The organism is Limnohabitans sp. B9-3, from assembly GCF_002778325.1.
GTDB lineage: Bacteria > Pseudomonadota > Gammaproteobacteria > Burkholderiales > Burkholderiaceae_C > Limnohabitans > Limnohabitans kasalickyi.
The window spans coordinates 31,640-45,677 of the sequence record NZ_NESI01000007.1 but is presented as its reverse complement, the minus strand read 5'-3'; the positions used below and the strand labels follow the sequence as shown (position 1 = coordinate 45,677).

The following is a 14,038-nucleotide window of genomic DNA, read 5'->3' as shown; positions in this document are numbered from 1 at the left end:
TTTTGGCTTGATGTTTTACTGCGGCGCGTCGCGGTATTCGACGTAGGCACGGCCGCGCAGTTCTTGTGCCCAAATTTGGTAAGTCTCGTCGTATTTGCCGTCGCGCAATTTGTTGCGTACCAACTCACGCAATTCGCGTTCGGTGATGGGCGCTTCTCGGCGCGCAAGCACCTGAATCAAATGCACACCAAAACGCGACACCATAGGGTCAGCGATTTCGCCAATCTTCAGCGCGTTCATCACCGCTTCAAACTCGGGCACAAACATGCCTGGCGCGACCCAGCCTAAATCACCGCCGTTGGGGCCGCTGGCGTCTTGCGAGTGATCTTGGGCGAGTTTGGCAAAGTCTGCTTTGCCCGTTTCAATTTGGCCCTTGTAGGCGGTCAATTGCGCGCGCGCAGCGGCGGGGCTGAGTTGGCTGCTCAGGCGCAACAAGATGTGACGCGCCCGGGTTTCGGTGATCGTGGCGACGTTGTTGGCTTGTTTGCTGACCAGCTTCAAGAGATGAAAGCCCGCGCCTGATCGCACCACGTTGCTGAGTTCGCCCACGGCGAGTTTGTCGGTCGCGTCGACAAATAAGGAGGGGTAACGGTCGGCGGGGCGCAAACCCATCAGGCCGCCGTTGTCGCGCTCGGTGCTGTCCGACACTTCTTTGGCCACAGTGGCAAAGCTCTCACCCTTTTTCAGGCGGGCCAGCGCCGCGTCGGCTTTGGCTTGCAGGACGGCCACTTGGGAGCCGCTGGCAGCTTCTGGCACCGCAATCAAAATGTGGCCTAACTCGATGTTGGGGTTGGTGTTGGCGCTTTGGGTTTGGCGCTCTTGCAAGGCTTGCGCAATTTCAACATCACTGACCTTGATGCGTGCTGGCACATTGCGCTCGGCCAAACGTTGCAAGATGAGTTGCTCACGCAAGTCTTGACGCAATTGCGTGGCTGAGGTGCCTTCGACTTGGGCTTTGTTGCGCAAAGCCTCAACGCTGATTTGGCTTTGTGCCGCCAAGCGCTGCTCGGCTTGGTCGATGGCGGCGGCATCGACGTCGACGCCGGTATCTTTGGCAAATTGCAGCTGCGCTTTTTCATCGATCAAACGCTCCAGTGCTTCACGCAACAGGCTGGCGTTTGTGGGGGCTGGCGCGCTGGCGCTGCGACCTTGGGCGTTCAGTTGTTTGCGCAACTGGCTGGCGCGTCGCTGTACGTCGAGGTTGGTGATCGGTGCGCTGTCCACCAGCGCCACGATGAAGTTGCCGCCTGGTGAGGCAGCGCGTGGGCTTTGCGCTTGCGCACCCAGGGGCGCGAGCGTCAGCAAGGTCAACAGCAAGCAAGAGCAAAGCGCTGTGCGCTGAAAGTAAGTGGACATGGTCACATCAATCGTAATTGCCGAAACGGCTAGGGGTCATGGAGGGCTGGCGCAACGGTTGGTAGCGCGGCACATTGGTGCGCAGCGAGCCCATGGCGTTGGTGCCAATGCGCGAGAAGCCCACAAATTCAAGTTGGAACAGCAAGCGTTGGCGGGCCAAACCGTCGGCCACTTGCAAACGCTCGGCTACTACGCGGCTGATCCAGCAGCCTGCATCGTATTCGAAGCCAAGGATGGACTCCACCAACCGTTTGTCCATCGGGTTGTAGTTCAAGCGGGCCACGCTGTACCAGCGGCCTTCCCCCAAACCACGGCCTTCGGTGCTGCCATCGTCAGCGCCACCCCACAGGTCGTGCAGGGGCCATTGCCAGCCCACGTCAACCTGTTTGGACAGCGGTTCGCCGTTTTCATCGTTCTGGGTGCGGATGGCAGCATTGATGACGCGGTAGGAACCTGGGTTGTAACGCCCCGCCACCATGCGGCGCAGCATGTTGTTGGTTTTTTGGTTGTACTGAACGGCGGAGTCCAAAGCCCAAGCGCGGTTGAGGTTGACCGAGGCGCCGGCCAAAATTTCGCTGATACCGGCTTTGGCCGTGGGGTCGTCAGGCAAGGTGACGCGTTGCTCTTGCATACGCAGGCGCTGGGCCACGCCAAAGCGTGCGCCTTCGGCACCGGTTTCGGGGTCGAGCAACCGCGAAGTCACGCCCAGTGTCAACAGCTTGCTGTCAGAGATGCGGTCATGCCCACCAAAAGCGTTCTCGGTGAAGATGCTGGCGAAGTTGAAGGCATTGCCGCCCGAGTCGTAGTTGGGCAGGTAGTTTTGTTCGCGGTAAGGCGTGTAGACGTAAAACGCACGCGGCTCCAAGGTCTGCACCCACGCGCGGTCCAGCCAGCGGCTGTTGCGCTCAAAGGCCACGCTGCTGTCGAGGCTGAAAGTGGGCACGGTCACGCTGGCACCGGTTTGGCCTTGGCGTGCGCCGTAAAACGCGGTGTTGGGCAAGCCACCATCAAACTGATAGCTGCGCCCGTGCACCTGCACCTTGGGTGTGAAGTAACCCGACGGCAAGAGGAACGGGCGACTCAGTTGCACCCACGATACGGCACGGTTGGCGTTCGGGGCGCATTCTTTGTAGGAGGTTTTACCTGCAGCGGCTGTGCAGTCGATGTCACGGATCGATTCAAAGCGCGTCAAGTCGCCGTCCACGCTGAAGTCAAAGCCACCTAGGCTGTGACGTTGCATCCGAGCGGTGAACTGCGGGGCGCGGTCAAACGGAGGTGTGATGCGGTTGCCGGTGCTCGCCAAGTCTTGCAGCGTTTGCCAGCGCTGCACGCGCATGCCGGTGCTGTAGGTGCCGTCGGTCCAGTTCAGATTGGCGTCGTTGTTGAGCAAGCGCTGAATACCCGAGTTGCCCAGCAATGAAAAATCTTTCCAATAGTCGTCGTCGCTCACGCGGTTCAGCTTCACGTTCAAACCCAGTTGCCCGCCTGCGTAGCTGGGGTTGAGAATGCCCGTGTGGCTGTATTGCATGGCCCAGCGGCGGGACTCGCGCAACATGTCTTTCTCCATGTAGTCCAAGCGCAATTGGCCTTGGAAGACGGGTTGAGGCGCGAGGCTTTCGAGGTAGCGAAACTCGGTGCCGAAGTTCAGACCGCGCTTGCTCCAGTAGGTCGGAAAGAAGGTCACGTCGCGGTTGGGCGCGAGGTTGACGTAATAGGGTTGCGTGTATTCCAAACCACCAATGTTGTCCACGCCAATGGTGGGAGGCAGCAAGCCTGATTTGCGCTCCTCGCTGAGTGGAAATTCCACGGATGGCACGGGCAAGATGGGCACCCCTTTGAAGCGCAGTGATGCGCCTTCGGCCACACCGACGTTGCGGTCGGTGTCTAAGGTGATTTTGTCGGCTTTGAAAAACCAATCTGGCATCCAACTTGGGCCGGGCTTGCGTTGGCAGGTGGTGAAGTCGGCTTTGTGGAGCACGGTGTTGGCGCTGTCGATGAAGTCGATGCGCTCAGCTTTGCCGTGGGCTTTGTTCTTCAGCAACTGATAACTGGGTTGCGTGAAAAAGCCCTCAAAGGCATCCAAATGCAAATCGAGCGCAGGGCCTTGGTAGACATTGCCCGCACGGTTGATGTAGACATGGCCGCGTGCTTTGGCCAAGTCATCGATTTGGTCGTATTCAAGGCGGTCGGCTTTGAGCAGCAAATCGCCACGGCGAAAAACAACATGGCCTTCGAGCACCGATTGCACATCGGTGCGGCCGCTCAAGTTGTCGCTTTGCAAAAACGAGGGGAGTTGCTGGCGCGTGTCGTCGCTGATTTTTTCTTGCAACAAACTGCTGGGGCGCAGCGCCAAAGGCGGTGCGCTCAAGGCTTGCTCTGCGCTCTGCCCTTGCGCCAAAACAGCGCCGTTGCTCAGCAAGCCCAACGCCAGCCAAGACAAGGCACACGCACGGCGAGGAAAATCGGGCAGCAACATGAACGCAGGACAACCTTAAAAAGAGCACAGCACGAGGTCAAGACGCGCCCAAAAATGGGCCGGCCTAGGCTGATTTGTAGAATTTAGATTATCCATGAGCACTCAGCCTAACTCCCAGCCTTCGGGCACCCCCTCTTACCCCGCCATTGAATGGGCTCAGCCCGAACGTGCGGCGGCGTTTCATCAGTGGCTCCAGCCCCTTGCGCAGGCCCACGGCGTGCTGCCCGCCACCGTGCGTGCCGCGTCGGCCGATGCCAGTTTCAGGCGCTACTTTCGGGTCGATTTAGCGCCGGGTTCTGCGGCAGCGTCGTGCGTCATCATGGACGCACCGCCCGACAAAGAAAACTGCGAGCCCTTTGTGCGCATTGCCCGCTTGATGCAAGACGCCGGCTTGCACGTGCCCCGCATCTTGGCCTGGGACGAGCCCCAAGGCTTCATGTTGCTCGACGACATTGGCCATCAAACCATGATGGACGTCATCGACCGTGACCACCCCCAAGCCAACCACGCGCTGTACATGCGTGCGCTCGATGCGTTGCTGGCTTTGCAACAAAGCAGCCGCCCCGGCGTACTGCCAGCATACGACGACGCGTTGTTGAAGCGCGAGTTGTCGTTGTTCCCTGATTGGTACTTGACCCAGCACCGCCAGCTGCAGCTCGACAGCACCCAGCGCGACATGCTCGGCAAAACTTTTGAGACCATCGTGCAGCGCAACTTGGCCGCGCCCAGCGTGTACGTGCACCGCGACTTCATGCCCCGCAACTTGATGATGCCGCGTGACTCTGCGGAGCAACGCTTAGGCGAAGCCGTGGAAACACGCCTAGGCGTGTTGGACTTCCAAGACGCCGTCTACGGCCCCGTCACCTACGACATTGCCAGCCTGATGCGGGACGCCTTTTTGACCTGGGACGAAGACTTTGTGCTCGACATCACCATCCGCTACTGGGAACGCGCTCGCAAAGTGGGCCTGATGGACCACGATGGTTGGTCGCAAGACTTCGGTGAGTTCTTCCGTGCTGTGGAATGGATGGGGCTACAGCGCCACCTCAAAGTCGCTGGCATCTTCGCCCGCCTCACCTTGCGCGATGGCAAGCCCAAGTACTTGGCCGATGCCCCGCGTTTCATCCACTACATCCGCTCCACGGCCAGTCGTTACAGCGAGCTCACGCCCCTACTGCGTTTGATCGACAAGGTCGAGGGCACCGAGCCCGCCATCAGCTTGGCCTTCCCGCGCCTCACCCCGGGTCGCAAGGTTTAAACATGGCGCGTTTTCACTGCCCCCTGCCCTTGTCCATCGGTTTGGTGCTGGACTTGCCCGCCACCGCCGCCCGCCATGTGCAAGTGCTGCGCATGCAACCCGGCCACACGCTGACCTTGTTCAACGGCGAGGGCGGCGAGTTCATCGCCGAGGTCGAACACATGGGTCGCAGCGACGTGCGCGTGGTCGTGCGTGAGCACTTGGCGGTGGAGCGAGAGGCCGCCCAGCGCGTGCACTTGGCCGTCGGCATGCCCGCCAACGAGCGCATGGACTGGTTGGTCGAAAAAGCCACCGAACTTGGCGTGTACCGCATCACCCCATTGATGACCGAACGCAGCGTGATTCGATTGACCGGCGAACGCGCCGAGAAAAAACAAGCCCATTGGCAGGCTGTTGCGGCCAGCGCGTGCGAGCAATGTGGCCGCAACCGCGTCCCGGTGATCGACTTGCCCGAGCGTTTGGAAACGTGGCTGGCGCGTCAAACGGTTGGCGCACAACAAACGACGACGGCACCAAGCGAAGCTGCGCAGGGCGGCGACGCCACCGAGCACGCTGTGTTGTCGCTGCACGCCAGCACGCAGCCGTTGAACATGCTTTTGCAAGGGATCATGCAAGCGCCGGTGCAAGCGCAGCAAGTTGCGGAGGCAACGCATGGAAACGCTACGGCATTGGCAACGCTGGCCGATACGCCGGCCTCGTCCACGCCAACAACTTGGGTGTTGCTCAACGGACCCGAAGGCGGCTTGAACGATGCGGAAGACGCAGCGGCGCGCGCCAAAGGCTTTGCGGCGGTGAGCTTGGGCAACCGCGTGTTGCGTGCTGAGACCGCGGCGCTCAGTGCGTTGGCTTTGCTCACCTTGACTTAACAAAAGCAAAAAGTCGCCCATGCACGCTGAAGTTTGGTTATCCATGGCCGTATTTGCTTTTGTGACATCGGTCACGCCCGGGCCTAACAACATGATGCTGTTGGCGTCTGGTGCAAACTTCGGCACCCGCGCCACCTTGCCTCATATATTGGGCATTTCGTGCGGGCACTTCATCATGTTGATGGCGGTGGGTTTGGGGCTGGGTGAGCTGTTCATGCGTGTGCCCGCCATCTACCAAGCCATGCAAGTGCTGGGCATGGCTTACTTGCTTTATTTGGCTTGGGGCATCGTCCGAAGTGGGCCCCCTGCAGTGCCGGGTGATGCAACCCTCGGCTCAGTCGCCAGCGCCAAGCCCTTGGGCTTTTGGGGCGCGGCGGCGTTTCAGTGGGTCAACCCGAAAGCGTGGGTGATGACGCTGGGGTTCTTCAGCAACTACTTGCCCCAGCAAGCCAACCTGGGATTGATCGCTGCTGCTGCGTTGCTGTTTAGCTTGGTCAATTTTCCCAGTGTGGCGGTTTGGGCGGTGATGGGGGCGCGTCTGGGCCACTATTTGCAAGTCACGCTGTATCGCCGGATCTTTAACGGGAGTATGGCGCTGCTGCTGGTGGCCTCGATGGTCGCTGGTTTGTTCACGCGTTGATTGTTCAAAGTAGCGCGGTTTAAGGCATCGCCGCGATCACTTGCGCCACTGCGGCGGTGAGCTTCTTGGCAAACGGCACATGCAAAAACTCGTTCGGTCCATGCGCGTTGCTCTTGGGGCCGAGCACGCCACACACCATCATTTGCGCTTTCGGGAAGCCTTGGCTCAGCATGTTCATCAGCGGGATGGTGCCGCCTTGGCCAATCGTGGCGCAAGGTGCGCCAAAGTGGGCCAAGCTGGCGGCGTCAAGTGCTTGTTCAAACCATGGCGCGGAAGTGGGCGCGTTCCAGCCGTTGGCCGAGCCTTGGGCGTGAAAGGTCACGTTCGCTTGGTAAGGGGCGTTGTCTTCGAGCAAGGCTTTGAGGTCTTGCACCGCTTGCGCGGCATCGACCAGCGGCGGTAAACGCAGGCTGAGCTTGAAGGCCGTGGAGGGGCGCAGCACGTTGCCCGCGTCTTTGAAGGCCGGCAGGCCCTCAGCGCCGGTCACGCTCAGCGTGGGGGCCCAGGTGCGCTGCAACAGGGCTTGCAGCGGGTCTTGTGTCATGGGCAAGGTGACCAAGTTGGCACCGCCGCAATCGTGGTGGGCCCACGGAAAGCGTTTGTACAGCTCGTCACCCAGCAAAGCCGCGGTGGCCTGCGCTTGGCGCAAGCGGTCAGCTGGCACTTCAACGTGAAACTGCGCGGGCAACAAGCGGCCTGTGGCGCTGTCTTCCAAGCGGTCTAGTACTTGGCGCATGATGCGAAAACTCGACGGCACCACGCCCGAGGCGTCGCCTGAATGCACGCCCTCGCTGAGCACTTCCACCTTCAGCACGCCACTGGCCATGCCGCGCAAGCTGGTGGTGAGCCACAGTTGGTCGTAGTTGCCCGCGCCGCTGTCGAGGCACATCACCAAGCCGACGTTGCCTAAGCGCGTGCGCAAAGCGTCGACGTAGGGCATCAAGTCGTAAGAGCCTGATTCTTCGCAGGTCTCAATCAACCCCACGATGCGCGGGTGCGGTGTGTTTTGCGCTTTCAGGGCTTGGAGGGCCGCGATGCTGGCGTAGATGGCATAGCCGTCGTCCGCCCCGCCGCGGCCGTAGAGCTTGCCGTCTTCGAACTTGGGCGTCCAAGGGCCGAGGTCATTGCGCCATCCGCTGAACTCGGGTTGCTTGTCGAGGTGGCCGTACATCAGCACCGTTTCGCTTTGTGCATCGCTGGGCCGCGTGGCGGCGACTTCAAAGAACAGCACGGGCGTGCGGCCGGGTAAGCGGATCACCTCCAGCGACAGCCCCGCCACCTTTTGCGCCAACACCCAATCGGCGGCGCGTTGCACCACGATGTCGATGTGGCCGTGCTGCGCCCAGTCGGCGTCAAACGCGGGTGATTTGGCGGGAATGGCGATGTAGTCGGTGAGCTGCGCGACGATGTCGTTGTCCCATGCTTGGGACACATGGGCGAGCAGTTCGTGGCTGACGGGGGCGTTCATGGCGTGTTCAATCTAAAGAAATGCGCGCGTAATCGGCGACGGTTTTCCATTGCGCGGTGTCCGCTTGCATGAAGCCGGCCAGCCCTTTGCCGTCCAGCCAGCTCGGCTCAGCGCCTTGCTTTTGCAAGGCGGCCATGACCTCGGGTTGTTTGGCAATACGCTCTAAAGCCTGTTCAATGCGCGTTTGTACCGCGGCAGGTAAACCAGCCGGTGCGGCCAGACCAAACCAAGCGCTGACTTGGTAACCGGTAATGCCGGCCTCCGCCATGGTGGGCACCTGCGGCAAGACGCTGCTGCGTTGTGGGGTGGTGACAGCCAAGGCTTTGAGTTTGCCGGCTTGAATTTGTCCGAGTGCGGAGGGCAAGTTGTCGAACATCATGTCGACCTCGTTGGCCATCAGTGCGGTCATGGCTGCTGCGGCACCGCGGTAGGGAATGTGGGTGACGAAGAGGCCATTCTTGCTTTTGTACAGCTCGGCACTCAGATGCAGCGACGTGCCTTGACCGTTGGAGGCGTAGTTGAGTTGACCTGGGCGCGCTTTGATGCGTGCACTGAGTTCAGCCACCGATTGAATGCCCGATGCCGGGTTGACCATCAACACATTGGGCACGCGACCCAGCAAACCCAAGGGGGCGATTTGCTCGGGTTGGTAGGGGAGTTTTTTGTACAGCGCGGGGTTAATGGTCAAGGGCGGCGAGGCCATCAACAAGGTGTAGCCATCGGCGCTGGCGCGTGCGGCTTCGCCTGCGCCTAAGTTGCCGCCTGCACCGGGCTTGTTGTCAATCACCACGGGCTGTCCCAACTCTTGCGACAAGCGGGGGCCGATGAGGCGCGCCATGTTGTCGATCAAGCCACCAGGAGGGAACGGCACCACCAAACGAATCGGTCGTGTGGGCCATGCTTGCGCCCAAGCGCTCTGGCTCGAAAGGGTCAGGGGCAAGAGGCCGATGGCGGCTTGTTGTAGCCAATGTCTGCGTTGCATGGTTTTTCTCCGTGTTGTTGAGGTGTCAGGCGTTGCGCTGAAATTTAAAAACAGCCGTACTGGCGAATGTGTTGGGCCACAGGCGGACTTCTTGGCCATCTTGCAGACCAAATTGATCCAGCACTTGGAGCTTGTTCTTGTGCGCTAAGTCTGCGAAGTCTGCAAACGTGCCCACGCGGATGTTGGGCGTGTCGTACCACTGGTAGGGCAAGCGTTTGGTCACGGGCATGCGGCCTTGCAGAATGCTCAGGCGGTTGGGCCAGTGCGCAAAATTGGGGAAGGCGACGATGCCTGTGCGACCCACGCGCGCGGTTTCGCGCAGCATGGTTTCGGCGTTGCGCAAATGTTGCAAGGTGTCGATTTGCAGCACCACGTCAAACGACTGATCGCCAAACACGCGCAGCCCTTTGTCGAGGTTGAGCTGCAACACGTTCACGCCGCGTTGCACGCAGGCAAGCACGTTGCTGTCGTCCAGCTCCACGCCGTAACCGGTGCAAGCTTTGTGTTGTTGCAGGTGGGCCAGCAAAGCGCCGTCGCCGCAGCCGAGGTCGAGCACGCGGCTGCCGTGGGGCACCAGTGCGGCGATGGCCAGCAAGTTGTCGTGGGTCATGCGGCACCTCCGGTGTGGGCAGCCAAGGCAGGCTGAGCGCTATGGCTAGCGTTGCCCGAGGTCAACTCGCTGCTGATGCGCGCAAAGTAAGCGCGCATCACGTTCATGTAGCGGGCGTCGTCGAGCAAGAAAGCATCGTGGCCGTGGGGAGCGTCGATTTCGGCGTAGCTCACATCGCGTTGGTTGTCGAGCAAGGCTTGCACCATCTCGCGGCTGCGTTCGGGGGAGAAGCGCCAATCGGTGGTGAAGCTGACCAGCAAGAACTTGGCCGCCGTGCGGGCAAACGCCGCCGACAAATTGCCACCGTAGGTGCGTGCGGGATCGAAGTAGTCAAGGGCGCGGGTGATGAGCAAGTAGGTGTTGGCGTCAAAGTACTCGCTGAACTTGTCGCCTTGGTAGCGCAGGTAGCTTTCGATTTGAAACTCCACGTCTTGGGTGGTGTACAGATAGTCGCGTGTGTCGCCATCGGACGTTGAAACACCAAGCGCTAGCCCAGCAGCTTGCGCCACGGATGCGGGCCGCAATTTGCGACCAAACTTCTCGTTCATCACATCGTCGCTGAGGTACGTGATGTGACCCACCATGCGCGCAATGCGCAAACCGCGTTGCGGCACCACGCCATGTTGGTAGAAATGGCCGCCATGAAAGTCGGGGTCGGTCACGATGGCGCGACGCGCGACCTCGTTGAACGCGATGTTCTCGGCGGTGAGGTTGGGCGCACTGGCCACCACCACGGCGTGACGCACGCGCTCGGGGTGTTGCAGCGTCCAGCTGAGCGCTTGCATGCCGCCCAAGCTGCCGCCCAAAACAGCGGCGAGTTGCTGGATGCCCAAACGGTCGAGCAACAAGGCCTGGGCGTTGACCCAGTCTTCCACCGTCACCACGGGGAAGTCGGCGCCGTAGACCTTGCCTGTGTCGGGGTTGGTGTGCATGGGGCCGGTGGAGCCAAAACAAGAGCCGAGGTTGTTGACGCCAATCACAAAGAAGTGGTTGGTGTCCACGGGCTTGCCGGGGCCAATCATGTTGTCCCACCAGCCTTCGCTTTTGGCTTGGCCTTCGTAGACGCCTGCCACATGGTGCGAGGCGTTGAGGGCGTGGCACACCAGCACGGCGTTGGAGCGGTCGGCGTTTAAGCTGCCGTAGGTCTCAAAAGCCAAGGTGTAGTCGCGCAGGCTGGCGCCACTTTGCAGGGGCAGCACTTGTGCGAAGTGCATGGCCTGAGAGGTGGCGATCAGCGGTGCGTGCTTAGGTTTTGCATTCAAAGTCATGCGTTCACTCTTGTTGGTTCACCAAAATCGTTCGCCTGAATTACTCACCCACGGGCCGCAGGTGTTTGCCCGCGATGCCCGCCAGCTCAAACATGGTCACTTGATCTTTGCCAAACACAGGTTTGAGTTTCGCATCGGCGTTGATGGCGCGTTTGTTGGTGGCGTCTTGCAAGCCATTGGCCTTGATGTAGTCCCACAGCTTTTTGATCACTTCGGTGCGGGCCACGGCCTCGTTGCCAATCACGGCGGCGAGGTCGGCGCTGGGCAGGTAGCCTGCGGTGACTTTGCGTGGTGCTTTTTCTTTGGCCACTTTGGCTGGCTTTTCCGCTTTGGTTTTCGTCGCTTTGGAGGCCTTGGTGGTTTTGGCAGGCGCTGTTTTGCCAGCAGCTTTGATCAGCGCGTTGGTGGTCGGCGTCTTGCCGCCTTTGGGTGGGTACTTGCTGGTGCGCGGCTCGAAGGCGAAGTTGACCTTGCCCGCTTCGGCGTCCCATTGCAAAAACGCTTTGAAGGCACGGCGTGTGCGCATGGACACAAACTTGTCGAGCAAGTCGGTCTTTCCCTCTGCCAGCAGCTTTTGCATTTGCTCGGCCGCGACGGGTTGTTGCAAGATGATTTTGCCGCTCTTGAAGTCGCAACTCGGTGTGGCCTGTGCATGTGTGGGCACGGCTTTGCTGCACACGTAGTTGCTGCCGTGGTCATGCACGGGGCTGCCGCACTTGGGGCAGTTGCCCAGTGAAGGAGCATCGCCAAACTCGACGATCTCGCCGGAGTCGCCGTTTTTGTCATCGCCAAAGTCAAATTCGAGTTTCCAGTTTTGGTCTTCTTCGCTGTACTTCAGGGCAATTTCGGCGGTAAATGGCCAGCCCGCTTTGGAGCGGAAGCCTTCCAAGGGGCCAATCTTTTTGTCAGTCAAAAACTGCTCGACTTCGGCGGCATCAAAAGTGCGGCCACCCGGAATTTTGCTGATCGAGAAGCCGCAGCCTGTGCCGTGGTCGCCCGATTCAGACACCGCGCCGTCTTGGCCTACGCAGGCGTAGCGGCGGTAGTTCTCTTTCACCACGCCGCCGCATTTGGGGCACGGTGTTTTGAGGGTGGCGTAGTCACCGGGGATGGTGTCGCGGTCGAACTCTTTGGCCTTCTTGACGATGTGCTGCGTCATCTCGGCGATCTCGCGCATGAAGGCTTCGCGGCTCAATTGGCCTTGCTCCATCTGCGAAAGTTTGTATTCCCAGCCGCCGGTGAGTTCGGGCTTGGACAGCTCTTCCACGCCGAGGCCGCGCAGCAGGGTGAACAGCTGAAACGCTTTGGCGGTGGGCAGCATTTCGCGGCCATCGCGCAGCAAATACTTTTCGTTGATCAAGCCTTCAATGATGGACGCGCGCGTGGCGGGTGTGCCCAAGCCTTTTTCTTGCATGGCTTCGCGGAACTCGTCGTCTTCCACCAACTTGCCTGCGCCTTCCATCGCGCCAAGCAAGGTGGCTTCGCTGTAGCGTGCGGGTGGGCGGGTTTTGAGGCCTTTGGCATCGGCCAGTTCGTTCTTGGCCGACTCGCCTGCTTTCAAGGCCACGAGGGTCTTGCCGTCTTCTTCGTTGTCGGTGGCTTCTTGCGCGGCGTCTTTGCCGTACACGGCCATCCAACCGGCGTTGACCAACACTTTGCCTTCGGTGCGGAAGTTTTGGTCTTTGCCTGCGGCTTTGACGGTGCTGATGCGCGTGGTCACCATGTATTCAGCGCTGGGGAAGAACACGGCCAAGAAGCGGCGCACCACCATGTCGTACAGCTTTTGCTCGGCGTCAGACAAACCGCTGGGCGCTTGCAAGGTCGGGATGATGGCGAAGTGATCACTGACCTTTTTGTTGTCAAACACGCGTGGCAGCTTGCGCACATAGTTGTTGTTCAAGCCCACCAAGGCGTGGGGCGCCAAGTGCTTCATGCCGCTGTCAGCGAGCATCTCAAAGGTTTGCTTGACCACGGGCACGTAGTCTTCAGGCAAATGGCGTGAATCGGTACGTGGATAGGTCAGCGCTTTGTGGCGCTCGTACAAGCTTTGCGCCAAGGCCAAGGTGGTTTTGGCGGAGAAGCCAAAGCGGCCGTTGGCTTCGCGTTGCAGCGAGGTCAAGTCAAACAAACCGGGGCTGGCTTTGGTGGTGGGTTTGCTTTCTTCGGTGACGGTGGCGAGTTGGTGGCGCACGGCATCGGCAATGGCGAAGGCCTCGGCTTCGCTCCACACGCGGTCGTGTTTTTTCTCGGCGTCTTCGGCGTCTTTTTTGTGCTCGGGGTTGAACCACTTGGCGGGGTAGCTGCCGGCTTCCACTTTGAAGGACGCGTGAATTTCCCAGAAGTCACGGCTGATGAACTTGCGAATTTGTTCTTCGCGCTCCACCACCACCGACAGTGTGGGCGTTTGCACACGGCCCACGGTGGTCAAGAAGAAACCGCCTTCGCGTGAGTTGAACGCGGTCAAGGCGCGCGTGCCGTTGATGCCCACCAGCCAGTCGGCCTCGGAGCGGCTGCGTGCCGCATCGGCCAGGCCTTGCATTTGTTTTTCGCTGCGCAGGGAGTCGAAGCCATCGCGAATGGCTTGGGGTGTCATGGACTGCAACCACAGGCGCTTCACCGGTTTGTCGAGGGGCTTTTTGCCACCGGCGTATTGCTCGATCAAGCGGAAGATCAGCTCACCTTCGCGGCCCGCGTCACAGGCGTTGATGAGGGCTGTCACGTCTTTGCGTTTGGCCAGCTTCACGACGGCGTTCAAACGGGTTTTGGTTTTCTCGACGGGCTTCAGATCGAAGTACGGCGGAATGACGGGCAAGTTGGCAAAGCTCCACTTGCCGCGTTTGACGTCGAACTCTTCGGGCGCTTGGATTTCCACCAAGTGGCCCACCGCGCTGGACACCACATAGGTGTCGCTCTCAAAGTGGTCGTCGTGTTTTTCGAACTTCCCCGCCACAGGCGTGAGTGCGCGCACGATGTCTTGCGCGACCGAAGGTTTTTCGGCGATCACGAGGGTTTTGCTCATTTCAAAGTTCCTTAGAAAACTCACCACTACAATTTGCGTCTCTCGCGTGCGCACGCGCGCCCACGGGCGCACACGCACACATGCGTATGTATTTA

10 protein-coding genes are annotated in these 14,038 nt (G+C 60.2%); 3 read left to right on the top strand and 7 right to left on the bottom strand.

Annotated features, from left to right (window positions below; all coding sequences use genetic code 11):
* Positions 1–15 precede the first annotated feature (15 nt).
* Together B9Z42_RS11550 and B9Z42_RS11545 are read right to left on the bottom strand one after the other, a co-directional pair.
* On the bottom strand, positions 16–1,356 hold the full coding sequence (locus tag B9Z42_RS11550) for a peptidylprolyl isomerase (protein ID WP_100133677.1): 1,341 nt from the start codon (positions 1,354–1,356) through the stop codon (positions 16–18).
* A 7-nt stretch (positions 1,357–1,363) separates the two neighbouring features.
* Positions 1,364–3,832, bottom strand: a complete 2,469-nt coding sequence (locus B9Z42_RS11545; RefSeq protein WP_100133553.1) for an LPS-assembly protein LptD — start codon at positions 3,830–3,832, stop codon at positions 1,364–1,366.
* A gap of 94 nt (positions 3,833–3,926) precedes the next feature.
* On the opposite strand from B9Z42_RS11545, the gene B9Z42_RS11540 reads away from it, so the two are divergent.
* The 3 genes from B9Z42_RS11540 to B9Z42_RS11530 are packed head-to-tail and all read left to right on the top strand — an operon-like array spanning position 3,927 to position 6,596.
* On the top strand, positions 3,927–5,090 hold the full coding sequence (locus B9Z42_RS11540) for an aminoglycoside phosphotransferase family protein (RefSeq protein ID WP_100133552.1): 1,164 nt from the start codon (positions 3,927–3,929) through the stop codon (positions 5,088–5,090).
* A gap of 2 nt (positions 5,091–5,092) precedes the next feature.
* Positions 5,093–5,956 (top strand): 16S rRNA (uracil(1498)-N(3))-methyltransferase, encoded by an 864-nt coding sequence (locus B9Z42_RS11535; protein ID WP_100133551.1) that lies wholly within the window; start codon positions 5,093–5,095, stop codon positions 5,954–5,956.
* Positions 5,957–5,975: 19 nt separating this feature from the next.
* Entirely contained in the window at positions 5,976–6,596 is a 621-nt protein-coding gene (locus tag B9Z42_RS11530; protein WP_100133550.1) for a LysE family translocator, read from the top strand.
* Between the two features lie 19 nt (positions 6,597–6,615).
* On the opposite strand, the gene B9Z42_RS11525 is transcribed toward B9Z42_RS11530, so the two are convergent.
* From B9Z42_RS11525 to B9Z42_RS11505, 5 genes are read right to left on the bottom strand one after another with little or no spacing between them, the layout of a single operon-like run.
* The gene (locus B9Z42_RS11525; RefSeq protein ID WP_100133549.1) at positions 6,616–8,064 is read right to left on the bottom strand and encodes a M20 family metallopeptidase; all 1,449 of its coding nucleotides are present in this window, start codon (positions 8,062–8,064) and stop codon (positions 6,616–6,618) included.
* A 7-nt stretch (positions 8,065–8,071) separates the two neighbouring features.
* Positions 8,072–9,046, bottom strand: a complete 975-nt coding sequence (locus tag B9Z42_RS11520; protein WP_100133548.1) for a tripartite tricarboxylate transporter substrate binding protein — start codon at positions 9,044–9,046, stop codon at positions 8,072–8,074.
* Positions 9,047–9,071: 25 nt separating this feature from the next.
* Positions 9,072–9,656 (bottom strand): methionine biosynthesis protein MetW, encoded by a 585-nt coding sequence (gene metW / locus B9Z42_RS11515; RefSeq protein WP_100133547.1) that lies wholly within the window; start codon positions 9,654–9,656, stop codon positions 9,072–9,074.
* A complete protein-coding gene (locus tag B9Z42_RS11510) occupies positions 9,653–10,924 on the bottom strand; it encodes a homoserine O-acetyltransferase (RefSeq protein WP_100133546.1) in 1,272 nt (423 codons plus the stop codon). Before B9Z42_RS11510 ends, metW begins: the two co-directional genes overlap by 4 nt.
* A gap of 40 nt (positions 10,925–10,964) precedes the next feature.
* Complete coding sequence (locus B9Z42_RS11505) at positions 10,965–13,943, bottom strand: DNA topoisomerase III (protein WP_100133545.1); 2,979 nt, start codon at positions 13,941–13,943, stop codon at positions 10,965–10,967.
* Positions 13,944–14,038: the final 95 nt, after the last annotated feature.

Bases quoted from the DNA above. Each gene is read 5' to 3' on its own strand.
- B9Z42_RS11550 (WP_100133677.1), bottom strand. From the start codon at position 1,356: ATGTCCACTTACTTTCAGCGCACAGCGCTTTGCTCTTGCTTGCTGTTG.
- B9Z42_RS11545 (WP_100133553.1), bottom strand. From the start codon at position 3,832: ATGTTGCTGCCCGATTTTCCTCGCCGTGCGTGTGCCTTGTCTTGGCTG.
- B9Z42_RS11540 (WP_100133552.1), top strand. From the start codon at position 3,927: ATGAGCACTCAGCCTAACTCCCAGCCTTCGGGCACCCCCTCTTACCCC.
- B9Z42_RS11535 (WP_100133551.1), top strand. From the start codon at position 5,093: ATGGCGCGTTTTCACTGCCCCCTGCCCTTGTCCATCGGTTTGGTGCTG.
- B9Z42_RS11530 (WP_100133550.1), top strand. From the start codon at position 5,976: ATGCACGCTGAAGTTTGGTTATCCATGGCCGTATTTGCTTTTGTGACA.
- B9Z42_RS11525 (WP_100133549.1), bottom strand. From the start codon at position 8,064: ATGAACGCCCCCGTCAGCCACGAACTGCTCGCCCATGTGTCCCAAGCA.
- B9Z42_RS11520 (WP_100133548.1), bottom strand. From the start codon at position 9,046: ATGCAACGCAGACATTGGCTACAACAAGCCGCCATCGGCCTCTTGCCC.
- metW (WP_100133547.1), bottom strand. From the start codon at position 9,656: ATGACCCACGACAACTTGCTGGCCATCGCCGCACTGGTGCCCCACGGC.
- B9Z42_RS11510 (WP_100133546.1), bottom strand. From the start codon at position 10,924: ATGACTTTGAATGCAAAACCTAAGCACGCACCGCTGATCGCCACCTCT.
- B9Z42_RS11505 (WP_100133545.1), bottom strand. From the start codon at position 13,943: ATGAGCAAAACCCTCGTGATCGCCGAAAAACCTTCGGTCGCGCAAGAC.